The organism is Halomonas urumqiensis, assembly GCF_003028575.1.
Taxonomy (GTDB): Bacteria; Pseudomonadota; Gammaproteobacteria; order Pseudomonadales; family Halomonadaceae; genus Halomonas; species Halomonas urumqiensis.
The window spans coordinates 275,254-298,913 of record NZ_PYUD01000001.1 but is presented as its reverse complement, the minus strand read 5'-3'; the positions used below and the strand labels follow the sequence as shown (position 1 = coordinate 298,913).

General features: G+C 63.3%; 24 protein-coding genes. 5 read left to right on the top strand and 19 right to left on the bottom strand.

Annotated elements, in window-relative coordinates:
* Positions 1-39 precede the first annotated feature (39 nt).
* The 8 genes from fghA to C6V82_RS01300 all read right to left on the bottom strand — a co-directional run bounded on the left by fghA (position 40) and on the right by C6V82_RS01300 (position 8,918).
* A complete protein-coding gene (gene fghA / locus C6V82_RS01335; RefSeq protein ID WP_102589098.1) occupies positions 40-894 on the bottom strand; it encodes an S-formylglutathione hydrolase in 855 nt (284 codons plus the stop codon).
* 16 nt (positions 895-910) lie between these two features.
* Positions 911-2,020, bottom strand: coding sequence for an S-(hydroxymethyl)glutathione dehydrogenase/class III alcohol dehydrogenase (locus C6V82_RS01330; protein WP_102589097.1), 1,110 nt, complete (start codon positions 2,018-2,020; stop codon positions 911-913).
* Between the two features lie 221 nt (positions 2,021-2,241).
* Entirely contained in the window at positions 2,242-3,225 is a 984-nt protein-coding gene (locus C6V82_RS01325; RefSeq protein ID WP_102589096.1) for a branched-chain amino acid ABC transporter permease, read from the bottom strand.
* Position 3,226: 1 nt separating this feature from the next.
* Entirely contained in the window at positions 3,227-4,114 is an 888-nt protein-coding gene (locus C6V82_RS01320) for a branched-chain amino acid ABC transporter permease (protein WP_102589095.1), read from the bottom strand.
* 58 nt (positions 4,115-4,172) lie between these two features.
* The gene (locus tag C6V82_RS01315; protein ID WP_102589094.1) at positions 4,173-5,393 is read right to left on the bottom strand and encodes an ABC transporter substrate-binding protein; all 1,221 of its coding nucleotides are present in this window, start codon (positions 5,391-5,393) and stop codon (positions 4,173-4,175) included.
* Positions 5,394-5,480: 87 nt separating this feature from the next.
* Positions 5,481-6,239, bottom strand: coding sequence for an ABC transporter ATP-binding protein (locus C6V82_RS01310; RefSeq protein WP_373297571.1), 759 nt, complete (start codon positions 6,237-6,239; stop codon positions 5,481-5,483).
* On the bottom strand, positions 6,236-7,009 hold the full coding sequence (locus C6V82_RS01305; RefSeq protein WP_102589093.1) for an ABC transporter ATP-binding protein: 774 nt from the start codon (positions 7,007-7,009) through the stop codon (positions 6,236-6,238). The genes C6V82_RS01310 and C6V82_RS01305 overlap by 4 nt, the downstream gene beginning before the upstream one ends.
* A 517-nt stretch (positions 7,010-7,526) precedes the next feature.
* Positions 7,527-8,918 (bottom strand): L-serine ammonia-lyase, encoded by a 1,392-nt coding sequence (locus tag C6V82_RS01300; protein WP_102589092.1) that lies wholly within the window; start codon positions 8,916-8,918, stop codon positions 7,527-7,529.
* Positions 8,919-9,099: 181 nt separating this feature from the next.
* Between C6V82_RS01300 and C6V82_RS01295 the strand changes: the two genes are divergently transcribed.
* Complete coding sequence (locus C6V82_RS01295) at positions 9,100-10,041, top strand: LysR substrate-binding domain-containing protein (RefSeq protein WP_102589091.1); 942 nt, start codon at positions 9,100-9,102, stop codon at positions 10,039-10,041.
* A 49-nt stretch (positions 10,042-10,090) separates the two neighbouring features.
* Positions 10,091-10,747, top strand: a complete 657-nt coding sequence (locus C6V82_RS01290) for a hypothetical protein (RefSeq protein ID WP_102589090.1) — start codon at positions 10,091-10,093, stop codon at positions 10,745-10,747.
* 121 nt (positions 10,748-10,868) lie between these two features.
* Here the strand turns inward: C6V82_RS01290 and rpoD are convergent, their stop codons facing one another.
* The 3 genes from rpoD to rpsU form a co-directional block, all read right to left on the bottom strand.
* Positions 10,869-12,716, bottom strand: coding sequence for an RNA polymerase sigma factor RpoD (gene rpoD / locus C6V82_RS01285; protein WP_102589089.1), 1,848 nt, complete (start codon positions 12,714-12,716; stop codon positions 10,869-10,871).
* A gap of 231 nt (positions 12,717-12,947) precedes the next feature.
* Positions 12,948-14,780 carry a DNA primase gene (gene dnaG, locus C6V82_RS01280; protein ID WP_102589088.1) on the bottom strand — a complete coding sequence of 611 codons (1,833 nt, stop codon included), beginning with the start codon at positions 14,778-14,780 and terminating at the stop codon, positions 12,948-12,950.
* A 155-nt stretch (positions 14,781-14,935) separates the two neighbouring features.
* The gene (gene rpsU, locus C6V82_RS01275; protein WP_086622362.1) at positions 14,936-15,151 is read right to left on the bottom strand and encodes a 30S ribosomal protein S21; all 216 of its coding nucleotides are present in this window, start codon (positions 15,149-15,151) and stop codon (positions 14,936-14,938) included.
* A 280-nt stretch (positions 15,152-15,431) separates the two neighbouring features.
* Here rpsU and tsaD point away from each other — a divergent pair, with 280 nt between their 5' ends.
* Entirely contained in the window at positions 15,432-16,460 is a 1,029-nt protein-coding gene (tsaD, locus tag C6V82_RS01270) for a tRNA (adenosine(37)-N6)-threonylcarbamoyltransferase complex transferase subunit TsaD (RefSeq protein WP_102589087.1), read from the top strand.
* Between the two features lie 40 nt (positions 16,461-16,500).
* Here tsaD and plsY read toward each other — a convergent pair whose 3' ends face one another.
* Complete coding sequence (gene plsY, locus C6V82_RS01265) at positions 16,501-17,088, bottom strand: glycerol-3-phosphate 1-O-acyltransferase PlsY (RefSeq protein ID WP_180978322.1); 588 nt, start codon at positions 17,086-17,088, stop codon at positions 16,501-16,503.
* 143 nt (positions 17,089-17,231) lie between these two features.
* Here plsY and folB point away from each other — a divergent pair, with 143 nt between their 5' ends.
* Positions 17,232-17,597, top strand: coding sequence for a dihydroneopterin aldolase (gene folB, locus C6V82_RS01260; protein ID WP_102589086.1), 366 nt, complete (start codon positions 17,232-17,234; stop codon positions 17,595-17,597).
* Positions 17,597-18,112, top strand: coding sequence for a 2-amino-4-hydroxy-6-hydroxymethyldihydropteridine diphosphokinase (folK, locus tag C6V82_RS01255; RefSeq protein ID WP_102589085.1), 516 nt, complete (start codon positions 17,597-17,599; stop codon positions 18,110-18,112). The genes folB and folK overlap by 1 nt, the downstream gene beginning before the upstream one ends.
* A gap of 6 nt (positions 18,113-18,118) precedes the next feature.
* Here folK and C6V82_RS01250 read toward each other — a convergent pair whose 3' ends face one another.
* From C6V82_RS01250 to C6V82_RS01220, 7 genes are all read right to left on the bottom strand, one after another.
* The gene (locus C6V82_RS01250) at positions 18,119-19,273 is read right to left on the bottom strand and encodes a tRNA nucleotidyltransferase/poly(A) polymerase-related protein (RefSeq protein WP_102589084.1); all 1,155 of its coding nucleotides are present in this window, start codon (positions 19,271-19,273) and stop codon (positions 18,119-18,121) included.
* A gap of 3 nt (positions 19,274-19,276) precedes the next feature.
* Positions 19,277-19,606, bottom strand: coding sequence for a thiosulfate sulfurtransferase GlpE (glpE, locus tag C6V82_RS01245; protein ID WP_102589083.1), 330 nt, complete (start codon positions 19,604-19,606; stop codon positions 19,277-19,279).
* A 7-nt stretch (positions 19,607-19,613) separates the two neighbouring features.
* Entirely contained in the window at positions 19,614-20,444 is an 831-nt protein-coding gene (locus C6V82_RS01240) for a symmetrical bis(5'-nucleosyl)-tetraphosphatase (protein ID WP_102589082.1), read from the bottom strand.
* Positions 20,445-20,479: 35 nt separating this feature from the next.
* Positions 20,480-20,878 (bottom strand): Co2+/Mg2+ efflux protein ApaG, encoded by a 399-nt coding sequence (gene apaG / locus C6V82_RS01235; RefSeq protein ID WP_180978321.1) that lies wholly within the window; start codon positions 20,876-20,878, stop codon positions 20,480-20,482.
* Entirely contained in the window at positions 20,875-21,696 is an 822-nt protein-coding gene (rsmA, locus tag C6V82_RS01230) for a 16S rRNA (adenine(1518)-N(6)/adenine(1519)-N(6))-dimethyltransferase RsmA (RefSeq protein WP_102589081.1), read from the bottom strand. The genes apaG and rsmA overlap by 4 nt, the downstream gene beginning before the upstream one ends.
* A 188-nt stretch (positions 21,697-21,884) precedes the next feature.
* The gene (pdxA, locus tag C6V82_RS01225; protein WP_102589080.1) at positions 21,885-22,982 is read right to left on the bottom strand and encodes a 4-hydroxythreonine-4-phosphate dehydrogenase PdxA; all 1,098 of its coding nucleotides are present in this window, start codon (positions 22,980-22,982) and stop codon (positions 21,885-21,887) included.
* A complete protein-coding gene (locus C6V82_RS01220) occupies positions 22,982-23,638 on the bottom strand; it encodes a SurA N-terminal domain-containing protein (protein WP_102589079.1) in 657 nt (218 codons plus the stop codon). Before C6V82_RS01220 ends, pdxA begins: the two co-directional genes overlap by 1 nt.
* Between the last annotated feature and the right edge of the window lie 22 nt (positions 23,639-23,660).

Below are 23,660 nucleotides of genomic sequence, written 5' to 3'. Positions count from 1 at the left end.
ACGACTCACGACTCACACCTCACGACTCCCACCACCAGCTCAGCGCTTGTGGAGTCGCTCGGCGTGATAGCGCAGGTGATCCTCGAGAAAGGTGGCGATGAAGAAATAGCTATGGTCGTAGCCCGGCTGACGGCGCAGGGTCAGCGGATGATCATGATCGGCGCACACCGCTTCCAGGCGCTCGGGCTTGAGCTGCTCGTCGAGGAAGTCGTCGGCGTCGCCCTGGTCGATGAACAGCGGTTGGCTTGACGCCCCGCGGGCCACCAGCTCGCAGGCGTCATACTGGGTCCAGCTGCCGGCATCATCACCCAGGTAGCCGGAGAACGCCTTCTGCCCCCAGGGGCACTGGCTGGGATTGACGATGGGGGCGAATGCCGACACCGAACGATAATGGCCGGGGCGGCGCAATGCCATGATCAACGCGCCATGGCCGCCCATGGAGTGGCCACTGATAGATTCACGACCGTTTACCGGGAAGTGTTGGCGCACCACCGAGGGCAACTCTTCCGCCACGTAGTCGTACATCCGATAGTGCTTCTTCCAAGGCTCGCGGGTGGCATTGAGGTAGAAACCCGCGCCACTGCCGAAATCGAAGCTGTCATGCTCACCAGGAAGGTCGGTGCCTCTGGGGCTTGTATCCGGGCAAACGATGGCGATGCCCAGTTCGGCGGCCAACCGCTGAGCACCGGCCTTGTGCATGAAGTTTTCGTCGGTGCAGGTCAGCCCCGACAGCCACCACAACAGCGGCACCCGCTCGGTCTCCGCCTTTGGCGGCAGGTAGATGGAAAATACCATCTCGCAATCCAGTGCTCGTGAGCGGTGGCGATAGCGCTTTTGCCAGCCGTCGAAGCTCTTGTTGGCCGATACCAGCTCGAGGGTTTCAGTCATGGTCATGGGCAGGTCTCCCGACTCAATAGTGAAGGACGGTACGGATGCTCTTGCCGGCATGCAGCAACTCGAACGCCTCGTTGATCTTCTCGAAGGGCATGTCGTGGGTGATGAAATCGTCGATGTTGATCTCGCCATTCATGTAACGCTCCACATACCCGGGCAGTTCGGTACGTCCCTTGACCCCACCGAACGCGGAGCCCTTCCAGACCCTGCCGGTGACCAGCTGGAACGGCCGGGTGGATATCTCCTCACCGGCACCGGCCACACCGATGATGATCGACTCGCCCCAGCCCTTGTGGCAGCACTCCAGGGCCGAGCGCATCACATTGACGTTGCCGATGCACTCGAAGGAGTAGTCGACACCGCCATCGGTGAGATCGACGATCACCTGCTGGATCGGGTCGCTGTGATCCTTGGGGTTGACGAAGTCGGTGGCGCCGAACTGCTTGGCGAGCGTGAACTTGTCGGGATTGACGTCGATGGCAATGATCCGCGCGGCCTTGGCCATCACGGCACCCTGAATCACCGCCAGGCCAATCGCCCCCAGGCCAAATACCGCCACCGTCGAGCCTGGCTCCACCTTGGCGGTATTGAGCACTGCGCCGATACCGGTGGTCACTCCACAGCCGAGCAGGCAGATCTTGTCCATCGGCGCTTCGCTGGAGACTACCGCCAACGACACCTCGGGCAGTACGGTGTACTCGCTGAACGTGGAGGTGCCCATGTAGTGGTGAAGCATCTTGCCATCCAGCGAGAAGCGGCTGGTGCCGTCGGGCATCACGCCCCTGCCCTGGGTGGCACGCACGCTGCCGCACAGATTGGTCTTGCCGGAGAGGCAGAACTTGCACTTGCCGCACTCGGCGGTATAGAGCGGAATGACGTGATCGCCCACCTTGAGGCTGGTGACACCCTCTCCCACCTCTTCCACGACCCCGGCACCCTCATGCCCCAGCACCGCTGGGAAATTGCCCTCCGGGTCGGCACCAGAGAGCGTATAGGCATCGGTATGGCAGACGCTGGTGGCCGCCATGCGCACCAGCACCTCCCCGGCCTTGGGGCCTTGCACATCGATCTCGGCGAGCTCCAGCGGCTTGCCGGCTTCCAGGGCCACAGCGGCACGTGATTTCATCTCGACTCTCCTTGCATGAATGGTAACGTTGATCGGACCAGTGCTGGCCTGGGAGAAACCGCACAAAACTCACAACATGATGATGTTGTACCAATAATCCAATCGAGAGTCATGGAGGCGGCGCCGGGACAGAATCGAGGTATCCGACGAGGTGGGCATCATCGATATGAAAAAGGCGCCCCGAAGGACGCCTGAAAACTCGCGGTAGGGTAGCAGCCCGGTTACTTGAAGTTCTTGTGGTACATCTTGTTGATCTCGCCCACGATGCCGCTGCGAAAGCTCAACACGCAGACCACGAAGATCACCCCGAGAATCACGCTGACCCAGTTGCCCAGCGGCGACTGACCCAGCATATGCTGCAGACTGACCACGATTCCCGCGCCCATGATCGGCCCGAACAGCGTTCCTACACCGCCCAGAAGCGTCATCAGGATCACCTCGCCGGACATATGCCAGTGGGCATCGGTGAGAGACGCCAACTGGAACACCACAGTCTTGGTGGAACCGGCAAGCCCGGCGATCCCCGCCGAGAGGATGAAGGCCACCAGTTTGTAGGCATCGACGTTATAGCCAAGCGATACGGCCCGTGGCTCGTTTTCGCGGATCGCCTTGAGCACCTGGCCATAGGGGGAGTGCACGGCGCGCTGAATGATCGCGAAGCCGATCAGGAACACGGCGAACACGAAGTAGTACATCGCCAGGTTGCTTCTGAGGCTGATGATACCGAACAGCTCGCCCCGGGGTACGCCGTGCAGGCCATCCTCACCGCCGGTGAAGGGTGACTGGACATAAGCGAAGTACACCAGCTGGGCCAGCGCCAGGGTCACCATGGCGAAGTAGATGCCCTGGCGGCGAATCGACAGCGCGCCGAACGCCGCGCCGAGCACCACGGCCGCCAGTGTGCCGGCGATGATCCCCATCTCCGGCGTCATGGCCGGGTAGCTTGCCAGCAGGTAGCCGGTGATATAGCCCCCGGTCGCCAGGAAGGCGGCATGACCGAAGGAGAGCAGGCCCGCATAGCCAAGCAGCAGATTGAAGGCGCAGGCGAACAGCGCGAAGCACAGCACCTTCATCAGGAACACCGGGTAGGCCAGGAAGGGTGCCACCATGCCCACCACGATGAGTATCAGGTAGAAGGCATTGCGCCGCAGGTTGGCGCGACGCTGGCGCTTCATGGTCGGCGTCAGGGTCTGGGTCGTTGACATGTCATGCCTCCTTGCCGAACAGGCCGGCGGGTCGCAGCAGCAACACCAGGATCATCACCAGAAAGATCACGGTGTTGGCAGCTTCTGGGTAGTACACCTTCGTCAGGCCCTCGATCAGCCCCATGCCGAGGCCGGTGAGCACGGCCCCGAGGATCGACCCCATGCCACCGATGACGACCACCGCGAAGACCACGATCAAAAGGCTCGAACCCATGGTCGGCGACACCGGATAGAGCGGTGCGGCCAGCACCCCGGCGAAGGCGGCGAGCGCAACCCCGAAGCCATAGGTCAGGGTGACCAACAGCGGCACGTTGACCCCGAACGCCTGCATCAAGGCCGGGTTCTCGGTACCCGCCCGCAGGTAGGCGCCCAACCGTGTGCGCTCGATCATGAACCAGGTGAACAGGCAGACCACCAGGGCCGCCGCCAGTACCCAGGCACGGTAGGCCGGCAGGAACATGAAGCCCAACTGGAAACCGCCCTGCAGCACCTCTGGGGTGGGATAGCGCGCCCCGGAGACACCGAAGAAGTTGACCAGGGTGCCCTCGAAGATCAACGCCAGCCCGAAGGTCAACAACAGACCGTAGAGATGGTCGAGATGGCCGATGCGGCGCAGCATGAAGCGCTCGATCAGCATCCCGAAGCCCCCGACCAAGAGCGGCGCGAGCAACAGCGCCGCCCAATAATTGATGCCCAGGTAGCGCATGCCGAGCAGGGCCGCGAAGGCCCCCAGCATGTACATGGCGCCATGGGCGAAGTTGACGATCTTCAGCAGGCCGAAGATCACCGCCAGCCCCAGACTCAGCAGGGCGTAGAAGGCGCCGTTGATCAGGCCCAGCAGCAGCTGCCCCATGAACACTGCCAGGGGCACCCCGAATATCATCGTCATGTCAGGAATCTCCCGTCAGAGGGGCGGCGGCGCAAGCCGCCGCCGGGTCGTGCACGGCTCAGTTCTGAACCAGCTTGCACTGGCTCTCGGAGAGCGGACGGAAGGCCTCTTCGGCGGGAATGGTCGCCAGAATCTCGTAGAGATCCCACTCATGGGTGGATGCCTCGGGAGACTTGACCTCGGCCAGGTACATGTCATGCACCATGCGGCCATCCTCACGGATGCGGCCGTTGCGCGAGAAGAAGTCGTTGACCGGCATCTCGGCCATCTGGGCGCGCACGGTCTCGGGGTCATCGGTGCCCGCTTCTTCCACTGCCTTCAGGTAGTGCATGGTGCTGGAATAGATACCCGCCTGAACCATGGTCGGCATGCGGCCCACGCGCTCATAGTAGCGCTCCGCCCACTCGCGGCTCTCGTCGTCCATGTTCCAGTACCAGCCGGTGGTCAGCAGCAGCCCTTGGGTTGTCTCCAGGCCCATGGCGTGAACGTCATTGAGGAACACCAGCAGGCCGGCGAGTTGCTGGCCGGCCTGGGTAAGCCCGAACTGGCTTGCCGTGTTGATGGCGTTGACGGTATCGGCGCCGGCGTTGGCAAGGCCGACGATCTTGGCGCCGGACCCCTGGGCCTGCAGGATGTAGGACGAGAAGTCCGAGGTCGGGAATGGATGACGTACGCCACCGACGATCTCGCCGCCATTCTCCTCGACGACCTTGGTGACATCGCCTTCCAGGGCATGACCGAAGGCGTAGTCGGCGGTCAGCATGAACCAGGTGTCGCCACCCTGGTCGACGATCGCCTTGGCGGTGCCGTTGGCCAGCGGGTAAGTGTCATAGACCCAGTGAATGTGGTTCGGGGTGCAGTGTTCGTTGGTGATACTGGATGCCGCGGAGCCGGAGATGATGCCCAGGCCATCGTTCTCCTCGAGCACCTTGGTGACGGCGATGACCACCGAAGACGCCACCATGCCCGCCACCATGTCGACGTTGTCCTGGTCGATCCAGCCACGCACGGTATTGGCACCGACATCGGCACTGTTGTTGTCATCGGCACTGAATACGTCGATGGCAGCGCCATTGACGCTGCCGCCGAAATCTTCAACGGCCATGTTGAGGGCTTCCAGGCCACCCGGGCCCGCCAGGTCGCGGTAGGTGCCGGACATGTCGGCCAGGTAGCCGATGCGGACTTCTCCATCGCTCATTTCGGCTTGCGCGCTCGTCGCCATGACGGTCGCGGCGGCGAGGGCGATGCTGCTGGCGAGGGTCTTCTTGATGAAGGTCATTGTCGTCTCCATGGCCCCACGTCGGGGCGGCTTCTTGTTGTGATGCTTGTTGGGATGCTTGTTGTGATGCTTGGTGTGATATTCGACTCATACCCCGAGCAGGGTATGCAGGTGCTCGCGGCGTGACGGCAATTCCGCCGCGCTGATCTCCTCGACGATACGCCCGTGATCCATCACGAAGTGACGGTCGGCGAGCGGTGCGGCGAAGCGAAAATTCTGCTCCACGAGGACGATGGTCATGCCTCGCTCCTTGAGCTTGATCAATACGTCGCCCAGCGCCTGCACGATGACCGGGGCAAGGCCCTCGGTGATCTCGTCGAGCAGCAGCATCCGCGCCCCGGTACGCAGGATGCGTGCCATCGCCAACATCTGCTGCTCACCCCCGGACAGCCGGGTGCCCTGGCTGCGGCGACGTTCGTAGAGGTTCGGGAACATCGCATAGATGTCATCGAGGGACATGCCACCGGAACGCACGGTGGGTGGCAGCAGCAGGTTCTCCTCGACGTCGAGGCTGGCAAAGATGCCGCGTTCCTCCGGGCAGTAACCGATGCCCAGGCGGGGAATATGGTGGGGCTTCATGCCCAGGGTCTCGTTACCGTTGATGACGATCGAACCGGTACGGCGTCCCACCATGTTCATGATCGACTTGAGCGTGGTGCTGCGGCCCGCGCCATTGCGGCCGAGCAGCGTGACGAGTTCACCACGCTTCACGTCGAAATCGACACCATGCAGGATGTGCGATTCGCCGTAGAAGGCATGCAGGTCGCGAACGCGCAGCATCTCGGCACCATCATGGTCATGATGCTGGCTGGCCTCGTTCTGGGCAGTAGCAGCTATCTGGTTCATGCGCTGGCCTCCTCTTCTTCCGCCTCGCTGCCCATGTACGCTTCCTTGACCAGCGGGTTGGCGGAAACGGCGGCGTAATCGCCCTCGGCGAGAACCGAGCCACGCGCCAGCACGGTGATACGGTCGCAAAGCCGGCTCACCACGCTCAGGTTGTGCTCCACCATCAGCACGGTGCGCCCCTTGGCGACGCGTCGAATCAACTCGACGATGCGATCGACATCCTCGGCACCCATGCCCTGGGTCGGCTCGTCGAGCAACATCATCGTCGGCTCCATGGCCAGTGTGGTGGCCACTTCGAGCGCTCGCTTGCGGCCATAGGGCATCTCGACCGTCAGCACATCGGCGTACTCACGCAGCCCTACCTGATCAAGCAGCTCGATGGCGCGGTCGTTGAGATGATCAAGCGTGCGCTCGGATTTCCAGAAATGAAACGACGTGCCGATGGGGCGCTGCAACGCCACACGAACGTTTTCCATGGCGGTCATGTGAGCGAATACCGCCGATATCTGGAAAGATCGCACCAGGCCGAGACGCGCGATGCCGTTGGCCTTCATGCCGGTGATCGGCTTGCCACGGTAGAGGATCTCGCCGCGAGTGGGCGGCAGGAACTTGGTGAGCAGGTTGAAGACGGTGGTCTTGCCGGCCCCGTTGGGGCCAATCAGGGCATGAATATGCCCTTCCCGAACCTGCAGGTTGACGTCGTCCACGGCGGTGAAACCGCGAAACTCCTTGGTCAACCCACGCGTCTCCAGAATGAACTCCTGGGTCATGTGACGTCCTCTCTGGATCGCGTGCGCGATCCGCCGTTGATGCGATTATCGTTGTTGTGATCGCGGAAAGAAGCCGATTCCGCACTTTACGTTAACGTAAGCTAGAGGACGCGAGCACGCTGGGCAATAGCCAGTAGGGTCGAACTCGACCAATGGATTAGATACCGGAAATTCAATAGCTTGCAAACAAACAAAACGCGACACCCTGGGTGTCGCGCCTAAGTTCAATACTCGCTTGATGTGCAAGTGATTTGGCTCGCTCAACAGGACTACCGCAGTCAGCAGTTCCACTCGGTGCTAAACCGTCGACAGGTCTGCAAGGAGGCGCTGTAAACCCTTCCCTGGGCGCTACTTTTGCCCTGCTGCGCTCTCGCATCCTGCTCCGCTTGCAGGACCGGGGCTGGCCATCCATGGCCAGCCCGTTCGGAGCAATGCTCCTCACCCATGGCAAAAGACCTCCTCTTCGACCTGTCCCCGGCGCCCCTCGTCATGTCCAACTGCGATTGCCCTAGCTAGATCAACACTCGATGGCGTTTACAGCAAGCCCTCCTCGCGAGGTCTCCTTGTACTTTTCCTGCATGTCGGCACCGGTATCGCGCATGGTGCGAATCACGCGGTCGAGCGAGATGAAATGCTCGCCATCGCCACGCAAGGCCATGCGCGCGGCATTGATCGCCTTGACCGACGCGATGGCGTTGCGTTCGATGCATGGCACCTGCACCAGGCCACCCACCGGATCGCAGGTCAGGCCCAGGTTGTGCTCGAGCCCGATCTCGGCAGCATTCTCGACCTGTGCCACGCTGCCACCCATCACTTCGGCAAGGCCGGCGGCGGCCATCGCGCAGGCCGAGCCCACCTCGCCCTGGCAGCCCACCTCGGCGCCTGAGATGGACGCATTCTTCTTGCACAGAATACCCACTGCCCCGGCGGTGAGCAGGAAGTCGACCACTTCACGCTCACAGGCACTGGGTTGGAAGCGCATGTAATAGTGGAGTACCGCCGGAATGATGCCGGCCGCCCCATTGGTCGGCGCGGTGACCATGCGGCCACCGGCGGCATTTTCCTCATTGACGGCGAGCGCGAAGACATTCACCCAGTCCATGGCCGAGAAGGTCGAGGCGATCAGGCTCTGGTCGTCCTCCAGGGACGTGAGGCGGCGATGCAGGGCAGCCGCCCGACGCTTGACGTGAAGCCCACCGGGCAGCACCCCCTCATGCTCGAGCCCGCTCTGCACACAATCCTGCATGGCCTGCCAGATCCGCCATAGCCCAGCGCGCACATCCGCTTCACTGCGCCAGGCCTTCTCGTTCTCCATCATCAGTTCACTGATGCGCAGGCCATGCTGGCGACACATCACCATCAATTCAGCGGCCGTGTGGAAGTCGTAAGGCAGCACGGTGGTATCACTGTCGAGCCGTCCTTCACTGGCCTGGGCCTCATCGATCACGAAGCCGCCCCCCACCGAATAGTAGGTGTTGCGATACAGCTCCTGGTCCTGACCCTGCTGGGCCTGGTAGGCGACCAGGGTCATCGCGTTGGGATGGTACGGCAGGCATTCGTCGTGCCATTGCATGTCGCATGCCCAGTCGAAGGGCACGCCATGCTGGCCGTCGAGCTGCAAGGTTGCGCTCTGCAGCAATGCATCGATGCGTGGCTCGATCACCGCCGGGTCGATGCGTTCCGGACGCTCGCCCATCAAGCCCATGATCACCGCACGATCAGTGCCGTGCCCGACGCCGGTGGCAGACAGCGAGCCGTAGAGCCTCACCTCGAGCCGTGACACTCGCGCCAGTTCATGCTGCGCGCGCAGGGCTTCGACGAAGGTCCGCGCGGCCACCATCGGCCCCACGGTATGGGAGCTCGATGGCCCCACGCCAATCTTGAACATGTCGAATACGCTGATGGACATGCTGCCTCCCTCGTGGCGCTCTGAAAAAAGCGCCACGCGACTTATTCGTTAACCCACAAATGAGCTTGGCTAAACCATGCACACACATCTCGACACGCGAACGCGTTGAGTGTCATGTTCCTAGCGTTGATCAAGGGAAGCAATGGATAATATCTCTCTTTGAATTTAGTAGAGCTAAACCATGAGTCGACATCTTAACGCCCAGACCCATGCCTGGCTCAAGGTCTTCGCGGTCAGCGCCCGCCACCTCTCCTTCACACGCGCCGCCGAGGAGTTGAACGTTACCACCGGAGCGGTGAGCCAGCAGATCAAGCAGCTCGAGGAGCGGCTTGGCTTTATGCTCTTCCGTCGGCGCCCGCGCCAGCTCACGCTGACCGAAGAGGGCGCACGCCTGGCGGCCGTGGTGGATGTCGCCTACCAGTCGGTGGGGCTTGAGGTGAAGCGCCTGCGCAGCGGCGTGATGAGCGGGGTGCTGAAGCTGCGCTGCGTACCGGCCTTTCTGAGCACCTGGCTGATGCCGCGGCTGCCGCGCCTGCAGGCGCGTTTTCCCGACCTGGAACTGCAGTTGATTGCCGAGGACAGCCATATCTCGCTGCGCGATGGCGACTTCGACCTGGCACTCGACCTCAACGACGGGCAAGTGCCAGGGCTTGCCGTGACACCGCTGATGAGTGAACGCATCTTCCCGGTCTGCGCGCCCTCATTGCTGCGCGGCCGACCACCCCTGCGCCAGGTGCAGGACCTGGCCTGGTATCCGCTGCTGCATGACGTTACCGCCTGGCGGGGTAGCCACGACTACGCCGAATGGGAGCATTTCCTCGCTGCAATCGATGCCCCACTGGTCAACATCCGGCGTGGCTACACCTTCAATCGCAACAGGCTGACCATGCAGGCCGCCATTGTCGGCATGGGGGTCGCCATCGCCCGCGAGACGCTGATCACCACCGAGCTCAAGAGCGGCGCCTTGATCGCACCATTCGATGAGCGCGTGGATACCGGCATGCGCTATGGCATCGTGCATGCCCCTGGCGCACTGGAAGACCGGCGCATTCGCGGACTCCACGACTGGATCGTCGAGGAGGCATCCAGAGGTCGCGCCGCGATGGTGGGCACAGGTCGATGACGCTACAATGACATACAGCCCTGCATGTCATGACTTCGATGGATTATTCATGCCCGACACCTCACCCCCCGGCCAGCCATGGCCGATCGGCTTTGGCGCCACCTGCCTTCGCGCCACGCTGTACATCCTGTTCATCGGCGCCCTGGCCCAGGGCACGCTGCTCGAAGCCCAGCATCTGACCGAGACCCGCTTCACGGAGCTCGGCTTCACCGAACTCGCCCAGACAACGCTGCTGGCCGTGGCATCGGCACTGCTGCTCTACACCCTGCTGGCACTCAAGCAGATGCGCACCGTCTGCCTGCTGATGTTTGCCTTCGTGTTCTCCTCACTCATACGGGAACAGGATGCCCTGCTCGATTCGCGCGTCTTCGATGGCGCCTGGCAACTGATAGTGGCCCTGGTCATCGTGCCGACGCTGGCCGTGGTGATTCGCCTGCGGCGACGCTTCGTGAGTGAATTCAGCCGCTACAGCAACAGCTTTTCGTTCGGCCTGTTCGCCGCCGGCGTGCTGACCACCTACGTGTTCTCGCGGCTGTATGGCCGCAGCGAGATGTGGGAAGCGATTCTCGCCTCGGACTACACGCGAACCTTCAAGGATGCCGCCGAGGAAGTGGTAGAATTGTTCGGCTACGCGTTGATCCTGATCGCGGTGATCGAGCTGACGTTGCTGGCTCGGCGCTGGGCATTGGCACGGCAGGTCCGTTGAGATAACGCCCCCGGCAATCACGCAACGCCGCAGCACGAACACGAGACCGCAGCACACGCACAACGCCCGCGACCAGAGAACTGATCGCGGGCGTTGTGATTGGCACGGCCGGTGGCCGGGATTACTCGTCGAGGAAGGAGCGCAGCGGCTCGGAGCGGCTGGGATGGCGCAGCTTGCGTAACGCCTTGGCCTCGATCTGACGAATGCGTTCGCGGGTGACATCGAACTGCTTGCCGACCTCTTCGAGGGTATGGTCGGTGTTCATGTCGATGCCGAAACGCATGCGCAGCACCTTGGCCTCACGCGCTGTCAGTCCACCCAGCACATTGCGGGTCGCCTCGATCAGGCCCTCGCCAGTCGCCGAATCGATGGGCAGGATCATCGTGCCATCCTCGATGAAATCCCCCAGGTGCGAATCGTCGTCGTCACCAATGGGCGTCTCCATGGAGATCGGCTCCTTGGCGATCTTGAGCACCTTGCGCACCTTGTCCTCGGGCATCTCGAGGCGCTCGCCAAGCTCTTCCGGTGTCGGCTCGCGCCCCATCTCCTGCAGCATCTGCCGCGACACACGATTGAGCTTGTTGATGGTCTCGATCATGTGCACCGGAATACGGATGGTGCGTGCCTGGTCGGCAATCGATCGGGTGATCGCCTGACGAATCCACCACGTAGCGTAGGTCGAGAACTTGTAACCACGCCGGTATTCGAACTTGTCCACAGCCTTCATCAAGCCGATGTTGCCCTCCTGGATAAGATCCAGAAACTGCAGGCCACGGTTGGTGTACTTCTTGGCGATCGAGATCACCAGACGCAGGTTGGCCTCGACCATCTCCTTCTTGGCACGACGCGCCTTGGCTTCGCCAATCGACAGACGCCGGTTGACCTCCTTGATCTCGGTCACCGGCAGGCGAACCATTTCCTCCTCGAAGGCGATCTTGCGCTGGGCGCGCGCCACATCGGGACGCAACGGCGCCAACCGGTCGGCATACTTCGGATTGGCACTGATGAACTCATCCAGCCACTCGGGACGCGACTCACTGCCGGGAAACGCCTTGATGAAGGTCTTGCGCGGCACCTTGGCCTTCTTGACGAGCAGTTGCATGACCGCCTTTTCCTGGGCGCGCACCTGCTCGACACTAATCCGCACCTGATTCACCAGACGCTCGAAGTGCTTGGGCACCAGCTTGATCGGCGAGAACAGTTCGGCAAGCCGCGCAAGCTCGTCCTGGGCTTCGCGGGATGAGCGCCCGTGCGCCGCGATGGCCGACTGAGCGGCGGCGTTCTGTTCACGAATCTGCTCGAAACGCGCGCGCGCCTCTTCCGGATCCGGGCCACCCTCGTTGGTGTTGCTGTCGTCATCCTCCTCGTCCGACTCCTCGCCGTCATCATCGAGCTCTTCACTAACCTCAGGCTCGGGAATTTCGGCCTCGGCAACGCCGGGGATACCCTCGTCGGGATCGATGAACCCGGAGAACAGATCGGAAAGACGGCCTGGCGCCTCCTCATCCTGGGTCCCATCGTAGGCATCCAGGATCGACTCGACCGCCCCCGGCAGATAGGCCAGGGCGGACATCACCTCGCGGGTACCCTCTTCGATACGCTTGGCGATCTCGATCTCGCCCTCGCGGGTCAAAAGCTCCACCGTACCCATTTCGCGCATGTACATGCGCACCGGGTCGGTGGTGCGGCCCACGTCACTCTCGACCGCTGCCAGGGCAGCCACGGCTTCCTCGGCGGCAGACTCGTCCGTGGAGTGATCCGACATCATCAGGGTATCTTCATCGGGGGCTTCCTCGACGACACTGATACCCATATCGTTGATCATGCCGATGATGTCTTCCACCTGATCCGGGTCGGCGATATCCTCGGGTAGATGGTCGTTGACCTCGGCATAGGTCAGGTAACCCTGTTCCTTGCCGCGCGCGATCAACTCCTTCAGACGTGACTGCTGCTGCGCATTTCCAGCCATAGAAACCCTATCTCGACGAAGAAGAATGAAGCACCTGAAGCGCTAGGTGGAGAAAAGTCATAAAGCCGAACAGTATAGCGGCAAAAAGCACCTTTCTGCCAGTTCGATCTATTTGCGCGGTTATTCAGGTGTGTTAGGTTGTCAGGTTACGCTGGTGCCGAGCGTTATCCCCTATGTGGTGATGGTAGGAGAAATTTCAACCCCGGCGCCAATATCGGTGAGGCGTTGGCGTCAGCCGTGCAACTCGTTGATCAGCTCCATCAAGCGCTGACGCTCCTCTCGCGACAGCCGCTCCCCAGCCTTTTCCCTGGCCAGCAACGCATCGATTTCCTCCTGGGGCGAACGCCTGAGGCGTCGCTTGCGAAAATGCTCGACCAGCCCTTCGAGTTCCGCCCCACGTGCCGCGCGCGGAATCAACAACTCCCTTCGCGCAAGCGCCGCAAGCCGAGCCCCCTCGGCACTGCCATGGAAGTGCGCCAACAGCACCTGGGCACTGCGGTAGCGCCCGGCTCGCAACAACCGGATCACCTCACGGCACAGCGCACCATCGGCATCCTCCACCGGACACCAGTCGTCGCCCTCGGGCAGTTGCTCGACCAGTGTCGGTTCGTGCACCAGCAGTTGCAGCGCCCTGGCCGGCAGGCTCAGCGAGCCATCCTGACGCGAGGCTTGCGGGCGGCCGGGCGAGGCACTGCCGACCGGAGGCGGTACGCCGTCACCCATGCCGGCGGCGTCATCCGCATCGCTGGGCGATGGCGCCGCACGCGCCATCAAGGCGGCGAAGCTTGACTGGTCGACGCCGGTACGCCGCGAGAGTTCACTGAGCATCAGCGATTTCAGCACGCCTTCCGGCAATTTCCCGAGTGCCGCCAATACCTGGCTGGCGTAGCGTTCGCGATCCTCTACCCTTGCCAGGTCCCGCCCCGCCGAGGCCTGATCGAACAGGAACTCCGACAGCGGACTGGCACAGGTGATTCGGTCATTGAAGGCATCCGCCCCCTCACGCCGCACCAGCGTGTCCGGGTCCTCGCCCTCGGGCAGGAACAGGAATCGCGCCTGACGCCCATCGATCATCAACGGCAACACGGTTTCCAGTGCACGCGTCGCAGCCTGGCGACCCGCCCGATCACCGTCGAAGCAGAACACCACTTCGCCAACCAGACGGAACAGGCGACTCAAGTGATCTTCACTGGTCGAGGTGCCGAGCGTTGCCACGGCATTACGAATGCCGAACTGCGCCAGCGCTACCACATCCATGTAGCCTTCGACGATCACCAGGCGCTCCAGGCGATGATCCGCCTGGCGCGCCTCATGCAGCCCGTACAGCTCGCGCCCCTTGTGGAACACCGGCGTCTCGGGCGAATTCAGGTACTTGGGTTTGGCATCGCCGAGCACCCGGCCGCCAAAGGCGATGGTGCGTCCCTTGATATCGCGTATCGGGAACATCACCCGATCGCGAAAGCGATCGTAGGTACGCCCGCTCTCCTCGCGATGCACCAACAGGCCGTATTCCACCTGCACCGCCTCGCTGACACCCCGCTCGGTCAGGTGGCGCTTCAGCGCCTCCCAGTCATCGGGGGCATAGCCAATACCGAATATCTGCTGCACATCCGTCGAGAGGCCGCGTGTTGCCAGGTATTCCCTGGCGCCGCTGGCTTCCGGCATCTTCAAACGCTCGCGAAAGAAAGCGGCCGACAACTCGAGCAGGTTGACCCCTTCCTTGCGCTTGCGCTCGCGGGCCTGGGCCTGGGGGTCATCGGCCCCTTCACGAGGCACCTCCATCGCCAGGCGAGCCGCCAGTTGCTCCACCGCCTCGGGGAAACGCAACTTGTCGTACTCCATCAGGAAGCGCAACGCGTTGCCGTGGGCCCCACAACCGAAGCAATGATAGAACTGCTTGTCGGCACTTACCGTGAACGACGGTGTCTTTTCCTGGTGAAAGGGACACAGCCCCGAGTAGTTGCGCCCGGCCTTCTTGAGCTGCACGCGCTCACCCACCACCTCGACCACATCGACACGGGCGAGCAGGTCATCGACGAAACGCTGGGGGATTTGTCCGGCCATGCGGGTGAATCACCTCGTAAGGCTGCGACATCCAGGGGAGATGCGCAGTGACAGGCGCTTGCCCCTTCAATAAACAAGCGGCCACCTGATGGCGGCCGCTTGGCATCCCTCTTGAGGCCGCCTGGGCAAATCACCCAGGCTGCCCCCAGTACGGATCAATAGAGCCGTTCGAAACGCTTGCGCTCACGCTGGAGCTTCTTGGCGTGACGCTTGACGGCAGCCGCCGCCTTGCGCTTGCGCTCCGCAGTCGGCTTCTCGTAGTTCTCGCGACGACGAACTTCGGAGAGAACACCGGCTTTTTCACAGGAACGCTTGAAGCGACGCAGTGCGACGTCAAACGGCTCGTTATCACGTACTTTGACAGAAGGCATTAAGCACTCACCTACCTTAGGTAACTAGAGTTCGGTTAGTACGCACACCCCTGCGGGTGGCAGTGACCGAGAAACGACACATCACCCGATACTCGTCTGGCGAGCAGGGCGAAAGGCATTTCACGGGATTCGCCACCTGGGTGCACGACCCAGTGTTGCAGCGCACAGAATTCTAGACGTGACACCCTGGCTTTGCAAACTCTTTCGAGCCCCCTGACCCTGCCGTCGCACCGGCAAAAGGCGTAGGATAGGCGGTTTAACGCACTACGAGCCTCCCCTTATGCGCGTATTGGGCATCGAGACTTCCTGCGACGAGACCGGCGTCGCCCTGTTCGACAGCAAACGCGGCCTGCTGGCCGATGCACTCTACAGCCAGATCGCCATGCATGCCGAGTATGGTGGCGTGGTGCCCGAGCTCGCCTCCCGCGATCACACAAGGCGGCTGCTGCCACTGATCCAGCAGGTGCTGGACGAGGCCGGGCTAGCCCGTGGCGATCTCGACGCTATCGCCTACACGGCAGGCCCGGGGCTGGTCGGCGCCCTGATGGTTGGCGCAAGCACCGCCCATGGCATGGCCCGCGCGCTGGGAATCCCGGTGCTTGGCGTACATCACATGGAAGGCCACTTGCTTGCGCCGATGCTCGAGGAAAGCCCTCCCGATTTCCCCTTCGTGGCGCTGCTCGTATCGGGTGGGCATACCCAACTGGTGGAAGTCAGCGGCCTCGGGACATATCGCCTGCTGGGGGAGTCGGTGGATGACGCCGCCGGCGAAGCCTTCGACAAGGCGGCCAAGATGCTCGGCCTGGATTACCCTGGCGGACCGCATGTGGCGCGCCTGGCGGAAAGCGGCGACCCCGCCCGGATGCGCTTCCCGCGCCCGATGACCGACCGCCCGGGGCTGGATTTCAGCTTCTCGGGGCTCAAGACCCACACCCTGACGGCCATCCGCCAGCTAGAAGCGTCCGACGAGCTGGATGACCAGGCTCGCGCCGATGTGGCGCGGGCGTTCGAAGAAGCGGTGGTGGACACGCTGGTGATCAAGTGTCGTCGCGCGCTGGATCAGACCGGCCTTAAGCGCCTGGTGGTGGCTGGCGGGGTAAGCGCCAATTCACGGCTGCGCGAGCGCCTGGCCCATGAAACCGCCAAGCGGGGCGCTCGCGCTTTCTATCCGCGCGGCAGGTTCTGCACCGACAACGGCGCGATGATCGCTTATGTGGGCGCCCTGCGCCTGCTGGCCGGCGAGCACGACGAGGTCGGCATCATGAAGGCGGTACCGCGCTGGCCGATGGATACCCTGCGGGAACCGTGAGTCGTGAGTCGTGAGTCGTGAGTCGTGAGTCGCGATGGTGTCATAAACCCGGCTCATTGCCCCGGCCCAGGCGCTGGATATTGAGCACATGGCGGGCCAGCACCAGTGCGGTAAAGGCGATCACCACGCCGGTGTACTCGGGGGCCAGCCACACACTGGCCAACGGTGCCAGGGCGGCGCTGACCAGCGAGGCCACGGCCGCGGTTCGCACCCGCCAGGCCAACAACGCCCAGCAGGCGGCACATACCAGCGCCACCCAGGGGGCCAGCACCAGCATCACCCCGAAGGCGCTGGCCACCGCCTTGCCACCACGAAAGCGGTGCCACACTGGATAGCTGTGGCCCAGCAGCACGCCAAGCCCCACCACGCCCTGCGCCCAGGGAGGGAATCCCAGGCCCATGGCCAGCCACAGTACCGGCATGCCCTTGACGGCATCCAACAGCAGGGTGGCAAATGCCAGGCGCAGGCCATACAGCCGCAGCACGTTCGAGACCCCTGGATTGCAGGAGCCTGCCAACCGCGGATCACCCCGGCCCGCCAGCCGACACACCGTCAGCGAACCCAGCCAGCTGCCGCTGAGATAGCCCAGCGCCACCAGTGGCAGCAGCAGTTCCAGTGGTACCGCCATCGCTGACCTCCATGAATGAATGCCCTATTCTGACAGCGGACAACTGACGCGCACAGTCGGTATCGGTGTCGTCATTGCGGTGTCAAGCGCCGTGGTGCTCGCGTACAATCGCCGCCACACCCGTCTACTGCCCGGATGTTTGCATGGATCTTGTGCTGATCGAGTCGCTTGGCGTCGACACCGTGATCGGAGTCTACGACTGGGAACGTACCATCACCCAACGGCTGGTCCTCGACCTCGAACTCGCCACCGACATCCGCCCTGCCGCGGCAAGTGACGATATCGCCCAGACGCTGGACTACGCGGCGATCAGCCAGCGTATCGCAGGGTTCGCCACCGAACACGCTTTCGCGCTGGTCGAAACCTTTGCCGAACGCCTGGCGACCACCCTGCGCGAGGAGTTCGGGATCGCCTGGCTGCGTCTTACCGTGAGAAAGCCGGGCGCGGTGGCTGCCGCCGCCGCGGTCGGCGTGACAATCGTGCGTGGCACTCGCCCGGAGGCAACCTGATGGCCACCGTCAGCGTCAGCATCGGCAGCAACATCGACCGCGACCACCACGTTCGCACCTGCCTGGATGCGCTTGCCGCAAGCTTCGGTGAGCTTGCGATTTCACGCGTATTCGAGAGCGAACCCGTGGGGTTCGAGGACGGACGAAATTTCTACAATCTGGTGGTGGTGTTCGAATGCGGCTGGCCGGTGGGAGAGCTGCAGGCATGGTGCAAGCGCCTGGAATTCGCCAATGGACGCCGCAAGGATAGCCCCAAGTTCAGTCCGCGCACCCTGGACATCGACCTGTTGACGGTAGGCGAACTCACCGGCATGCACGACGGCGTCGAACTGCCGCGCGACGAGATTCTCCATCACGCCTTCGTGCTTCAGCCCATGGCGGAATTGCTGCCCAAGGCTCGCCATCCGCTCACCGGCGACACCTATGCCGACCTCTGGGCAGCCTTCGATGCCACCGACCAGATCCTCTGGCCGGTGGCTTTCCGCTGGTCAGGAAAGCTGATCTCGCGGGCCTGACCCACTTCAGCGTTCGCCCGCCACCAGTGCCGCCTCGATCGCCGACAGGCGCCTGTGGGCGAGCTCTTCGCCCAGCGCCTTGCCCTTGAAGCCCTCATCGACCAGCGTGCTGGCCAGCACTTGCTGAGCCAGCCGCCAGGCAAGAGCGAGGTCGGCGGCCAGGGTCGCATCGTCCAGGCTGACCAGGCTGATCAACGGGGCCACCCGCTCACTACGCCGCCACGCGTCGATGGTATCCAGCCAGGCCAGCACCTGCCGTCCATCGAGCCCTTGAGACTCGCTCGTCAGCCGCAAGGTGCGCGTCACTGCCGCCTGCCTTGCCAGTGCCGCATGCGCCTTGGGCAAGCGCAGCCGCTCACCCAGTGCCGCACGGGCCTCGTCATCGAGGTGCTCAAACAGCCTGGCCAGCCGCCAGCGCACCGTGGCATCACTGTGGATGTCCTCAGGCAGGCGGTGCAGTCGGCCCAGAGCCTCGTCCAGGGCTTCACGATCCACGACCAGCTCCGGCATCAGAACCCCCAGCGCACCGCATTCATCGAGCGCCTGGAAATAGACTTCCGGCCAAGGCTCACTCAGGGCCTTCTCGGTCTCGACCCATACCCGTTCGGCGACCAGGTGAGCGAGTTCACCACTGTCCGAAAGCTGCGTCATCAGCGCCCGGGTCGCTTCACAGATCACGAAACCAAGCCCTGCATAGCGCGCCAGGAACCGCGCGGTACGTAGCACCCGCAAGGGATCCTCGACGAATGCAGGTGAGACATGTCGCAACACCCTTGCGTCCAGGTCGGCCATGCCGCCGTAGGGGTCGACCAGCTCGCCTTCCGGTGTCTCGGCCATGGCGTTGATCGTCAGGTCACGACGGGCCAGGTCTTCCTCGAGAGTCACCGATGGATCGGCATGCACCACGAAGCCCGTGTAGCCATGCCCGGCCTTGCGCTCGGTACGCGCCAGAGCATATTCCTCATGGGATTGCGGGTGCAGGAACACCGGAAAATCGCGGCCAACGGGCTTGAATCCACGCCGCCGCATGGTCTCTGGAGTAGCGCCCACCACGACCCAATCGTGGTCGTAGACCGGCCAACCCAGGGCCGCATCGCGAACCGCGCCCCCCACCCGGTAGACCTCGAGCCCGGCGATGGCCGGATCACGCGTACACGCCATGATTCAGCGCTCGACCCGATCCGGGTAACGGTTCTGCCACTCGGTGAAACCGCCATCCAGGCTGTAGACCTCCTTGAACCCCTGGCCAGCAAGCCAGGCGGCAGCCTGCTGGCTGGAATTACCGTGGTAGCAGACCACCACCAGCGGCAACTCTCGTGAGGCTTGCTCGAGCAGTGTCGGCACGCTCTCGTTGTCGAGGTGCCGACATCCTGGAAGATGGCCCATGGCGTAGCTTGCGGGATCACGGATGTCGACCAGCGTCATCGCTCGCTGGTCGGCAAGCCAGCCGTCGAGCGTCGGGATATCGAGATGTTGAAACGTCGCGGAGATCATAAGACCTCTAGGAATCTGTCGTCAATCGATGGCTTTGCACATGCGTTCGCTCACCACTATCGAGATTCAAGGCAGTGAGCGAGCCACCCCACACGCAGCCGGTATCCAGTGCCTCGGCGTTGACCCGGCTGCCGGGCACCCGGCCCTCCAAGGCTGCCCAATGGCCGAACAGCAGGCGAACCCTGTCGCCACGTGGGTAACGGAACCAGGGCGCGAACCCCGCGGGTGCGCTGTCGAGCCCCTCCTTGGCGGCGAAATCGAGACAACCATCAGCATCGATGAAGCGCATGCGCGTCAGGACATTGACGATCACTCGCAGGCGGTCGATGCCTTCGAGATCATCATGCCAGCAGGCTGGTGCGTTACCGTACATGCGCTCGAGAAAGGCGCCGGAACGTTCGCTCGCCAGACACGCCTCGACTTCTGCGGCGAGTCCTGCGGCTTTATCAAGCGTCCACTGGGGCAACAGGCCCGCATGGGTCATCACGGTAGGTGCCTGGCCAGCCTCACGCACCAGCAGCGCTCGGGCCTGAAGCCAGTCGAGCAGTCTCTCTCGATCGGCAGCGGCGAGAATGTCGTCCAGCGTATCCTTGCGGTTCAGACGCGCCCCGCCACGCGCCACGGCAAGCAGATGCAGGTCGTGGTTGCCAAGTATCACCTTGGCGGCGTCACCCAGCGCCATGACCTCGCGCAGACAGGCAAGCGAACCGGGACCGCGATTGACCAGATCACCGGCCACCCACAGCGTATCGCGGCGTGGGTCGAATGCCAGTCGCTCGAGCAATTCGACGAATTCGGCGTGGCACCCCTGAAGATCACCGATGGCATAACGGGTCATCCTGGTCTCCTGTGTGGCTGGGTGAACCGAGACGCTCAATGCACCTGATTGGGACTCGCCAGGCGAAACGGCGCGATGGGCACTTCAAAGGGGCGCTGGCTGGCGGTATCAATGCAGGTGTAGTCACCTTCCATGACGCCCACAGGGCCATCGAGAATCGCCCGACTGGTGTAACGAAAGCTCTGTCCCGGGGCGATCAACGGCTGCTGCCCCACGACCCCCTTGCCGCGCACCTCCTGCACCTTGCCACTGCCCTGGGTGATCTTCCAGTGGCGTGCCATCAACTGGATGCTGTTGGGCGACGTGTTGAGAACGGTGACGGTGTAGCTGAACACATAGCGCTGCTCGGCGGGTGCCGACTCCTCCTCGCGAAAGGCCGGCTCGACTTCCACGCGAACGCTGTCGATGAGCGCTTCCGGCGGTGTATGCGTCATGTCGCCACTCCCGGCTGCGGGTCGCCACTAGCCAGATGATTGGCGATACGCACGAACTCGGCGACTGACAGGGTCTGGGGACGCCGGGCCGGGTCGATGCCGAGTGCCTCCAGCGCCGCCGAATCGATACGCCCCTTGAGGTTGTTGCGCAGGGTCTTGCGGCGCTGCCCGAAGGCTTCGCGCACCAGGGCGAACAGCAGCGCCTCGTCGACGGCGGTCTCGGGCAACTCGCCGTGCGGGGTCAAGCGCACGATGGCGGAGTCGACCTTGGGGCGCGGCACGAACGCCTCGGGCGGCACCACGAACAGGGAGTCCACGCGGCAGCGATATTGCGCCATTACCGACAGACGCCCCCAGTCCGGGCCGCCCGGTTCGGCGGCCAACCGGTCGACCACTTCCTTCTGCAACATGAAATGCATGTCGGCAATGGCATCGCCCGCCTGCAGCAGGTGCGCGATCAGCGGCGTGGAGATGTTATAGGGCAGGTTACCGACGACCCGCAGGCGTTCACCTTCACCGCGCAGGGCCTGAAAGTCGAACTTGAGTGCATCACCCTCATGGATGACGAACTCGGGGTAATTGAAAAACTGTACCCGCAGGCCGGGGATCAGGTCGCGGTCCAGCTCGATCACCTCGAGCCGGCCGGTGGCCTCGAGCAACGGCTCGGTCAGGGCCCCCTGACCGGGGCCAATCTCCACCAACCGTTCGCTGGGGCGAGGCCCGATGGCGCGCACGATACGTGAAATGATGCCCGGATCACGCAGGAAATTCTGGCCGAAACGCTTGCGGGCCTGGTGAACCGGTGAGCGGGATGCCATTCAGGGGTGTCCTTTTTGTCGCTGGGGTCTTCTATGCATCGCATAGCCGCTGATTCGGGGCTGATCCGGCGATAGACCATTCGCGGAGGCGCAGTGAATACGTCCCAGTACGCTACCGATTCCTTCCCTGGAATCGGACCTTCGCTTCGGTCTATTCCCGGCGCCCCTTGAGCGGCCCGAATTCTGGTTCAGTTGCCACCGCCGCGGGCGGCCATCTCGGCGGCCAGGGAAACCGCGACCCTCAGACTGCCCGGGTCGGCGCTACCGTGGCCAGCCAGGTCGAGCGCCGTGCCATGGTCCACCGAGGTGCGTACCAGCGGCAGGCCAAGGGTAATGTTGGCGGCGCGCCCGAAACCGGCATACTTGAGTACCGGCAGCCCCTGGTCATGATACATCGCCAGCACCGCATCGACCCCGGCCAGATGGCGTGGAGTGAACAGGGTATCGGCGGGTAGCGGGCCATCGAGGCGCATGCCGGTGGCGCGCAACCGGTCCAGCACCGGTGAGATCACCTCGATATCCTCATGGCCGAGATGTCCCTCCTCACCCGCATGGGGGTTGAGGCCGCAGACCGCGATGCGGGGATCGGCCACCCCGAACCAGCGCGAGAGATCGGCATGCAGGATATGCAGCAAGCGCTCGAGACGCGGCCCGGTGATGGCGTCACTGACCTCACGCAGGGGCAAGTGGGTGGTGGCCAGCGCCACACGCAGTGCCGAACTGCCTTGCCAGTCGGGTCGATCGCCATGCAGGGCATGATCGGTGGCCAATACCATCACCACCTCATCGACCCCACAAGCATCGCGCAGGTATTCGGTATGGCCGGTGAAACCGGCGTGCCCGGCCTCGAGGATGGCGCCCTTGTGCAAGGGTGCGGTGACCATGCCGGCAGCATGGCCGGCAAGGCAAGCCCGCACCGCGACGTCCAGGGTCTCGAGCACGTAATCGGCATTGGCCGCCTCGAGCACACCCGGACGCGAGGGGCGGCGCAAGGCGACCGGCCATACCGGCAGCTGGCCACGCCGCGGTGGGGGCAACGACTCACCGGGAGCGAGTTCAATGATCGTGAGCGACAAGCCGAGCAAGTCTGCCCGCTCGGCCAGAAGCCGCGGATCACCCACCGCCACTATTCGAGCACCGACACTGGCATCCTCACCTGCATCGCCGCTTGCATCGACAGGGATATCCAGCGTCCCACCGGCGGCCAGCATCACCACCAGCTCAGGTCCGATACCGGCGGGCTCTCCGGTGGTCAGCGCCAGAACCGGCATAGCGGCGTCATGCATCAGCGAGCGTTGAGCCGGTTGTCGACGAAGGCCTGGGCGCGAATCTCCTGCAGCCACACCTCGAGCTCCTCGTTGGCCTTGCGCTGGAACACGGCCTGCTGAGCCTCTTCGCGGCTGACGTTTTCCTGCTGCATGAAACGCTCGACTTCACGGTCGGAGAGAGAGACGCGGCCGCCAATCTGGCGCTGGTGCAGTTCGCGCAGCACCAGCTCGCGGCGGATCTCTTCGCGCACCGACGACAATGCCAGGCCATCGGCCTCCAGCGCATCGGCGAATTGTTCGAGGGTCATGCCGTTGTTCTCGGCGATGGCGCGAACCTGGCGATTGAGCTCGGTGTCATCGACCGAAAGGCCTGCTTCGCGCGCCATCTGCATCTGCACTTCCTCGACGATCATGCGCTCGAGCACCTGCTCGCGCAGTTCGCGCTCCGGCGGCAGATCGGCACCACGCGCGCCAAGCTGGCTGCGCGCCTGAACGACTCGTTCCTGGAGCTCACTTTGCATGATCGCACTGTCATTGACCACCGCGACAATACGGTCCAGCGCCTGGCGCTCGGTGGACTGGAAGTTCTGGGCATGGCTCGCGAGCGGCACGGCTCCAAGGCACAGGGCGAGCATCAGGCTGGCGCCCAGGGTGGCGGTACGTCGGGTCCGCATGGTGTGTAGTCCTCTCATCATC

Coding starts and splice junctions, on each gene's coding strand:
- C6V82_RS01300 (WP_102589092.1), bottom strand. CDS start 8,918: ATGTCCATCAGCGTATTCGACATGTTCAAGATTGGCGTGGGGCCATCG.
- dnaG (WP_102589088.1), bottom strand. CDS start 14,780: ATGGCCGGACAAATCCCCCAGCGTTTCGTCGATGACCTGCTCGCCCGT.
- C6V82_RS01315 (WP_102589094.1), bottom strand. CDS start 5,393: ATGACCTTCATCAAGAAGACCCTCGCCAGCAGCATCGCCCTCGCCGCC.
- C6V82_RS01330 (WP_102589097.1), bottom strand. CDS start 2,020: ATGAAATCACGTGCCGCTGTGGCCCTGGAAGCCGGCAAGCCGCTGGAG.
- plsY (WP_180978322.1), bottom strand. CDS start 17,088: ATGGCGGTACCACTGGAACTGCTGCTGCCACTGGTGGCGCTGGGCTAT.
- C6V82_RS01305 (WP_102589093.1), bottom strand. CDS start 7,009: ATGACCCAGGAGTTCATTCTGGAGACGCGTGGGTTGACCAAGGAGTTT.
- tsaD (WP_102589087.1), top strand. CDS start 15,432: ATGCGCGTATTGGGCATCGAGACTTCCTGCGACGAGACCGGCGTCGCC.
- folK (WP_102589085.1), top strand. CDS start 17,597: ATGGCCACCGTCAGCGTCAGCATCGGCAGCAACATCGACCGCGACCAC.
- pdxA (WP_102589080.1), bottom strand. CDS start 22,982: ATGCATGACGCCGCTATGCCGGTTCTGGCGCTGACCACCGGAGAGCCC.
- glpE (WP_102589083.1), bottom strand. CDS start 19,606: ATGATCTCCGCGACGTTTCAACATCTCGATATCCCGACGCTCGACGGC.
- C6V82_RS01290 (WP_102589090.1), top strand. CDS start 10,091: ATGCCCGACACCTCACCCCCCGGCCAGCCATGGCCGATCGGCTTTGGC.
- fghA (WP_102589098.1), bottom strand. CDS start 894: ATGACCATGACTGAAACCCTCGAGCTGGTATCGGCCAACAAGAGCTTC.
- apaG (WP_180978321.1), bottom strand. CDS start 20,878: ATGACGCATACACCGCCGGAAGCGCTCATCGACAGCGTTCGCGTGGAA.
- C6V82_RS01220 (WP_102589079.1), bottom strand. CDS start 23,638: ATGCGGACCCGACGTACCGCCACCCTGGGCGCCAGCCTGATGCTCGCC.
- C6V82_RS01250 (WP_102589084.1), bottom strand. CDS start 19,273: ATGGCGTGTACGCGTGATCCGGCCATCGCCGGGCTCGAGGTCTACCGG.
- C6V82_RS01310 (WP_373297571.1), bottom strand. CDS start 6,239: ATGAACCAGATAGCTGCTACTGCCCAGAACGAGGCCAGCCAGCATCAT.
- C6V82_RS01295 (WP_102589091.1), top strand. CDS start 9,100: ATGAGTCGACATCTTAACGCCCAGACCCATGCCTGGCTCAAGGTCTTC.
- folB (WP_102589086.1), top strand. CDS start 17,232: ATGGATCTTGTGCTGATCGAGTCGCTTGGCGTCGACACCGTGATCGGA.
- rpsU (WP_086622362.1), bottom strand. CDS start 15,151: ATGCCTTCTGTCAAAGTACGTGATAACGAGCCGTTTGACGTCGCACTG.
- C6V82_RS01240 (WP_102589082.1), bottom strand. CDS start 20,444: ATGACCCGTTATGCCATCGGTGATCTTCAGGGGTGCCACGCCGAATTC.
- C6V82_RS01320 (WP_102589095.1), bottom strand. CDS start 4,114: ATGACGATGATATTCGGGGTGCCCCTGGCAGTGTTCATGGGGCAGCTG.
- C6V82_RS01325 (WP_102589096.1), bottom strand. CDS start 3,225: ATGTCAACGACCCAGACCCTGACGCCGACCATGAAGCGCCAGCGTCGC.
- rpoD (WP_102589089.1), bottom strand. CDS start 12,716: ATGGCTGGAAATGCGCAGCAGCAGTCACGTCTGAAGGAGTTGATCGCG.
- rsmA (WP_102589081.1), bottom strand. CDS start 21,696: ATGGCATCCCGCTCACCGGTTCACCAGGCCCGCAAGCGTTTCGGCCAG.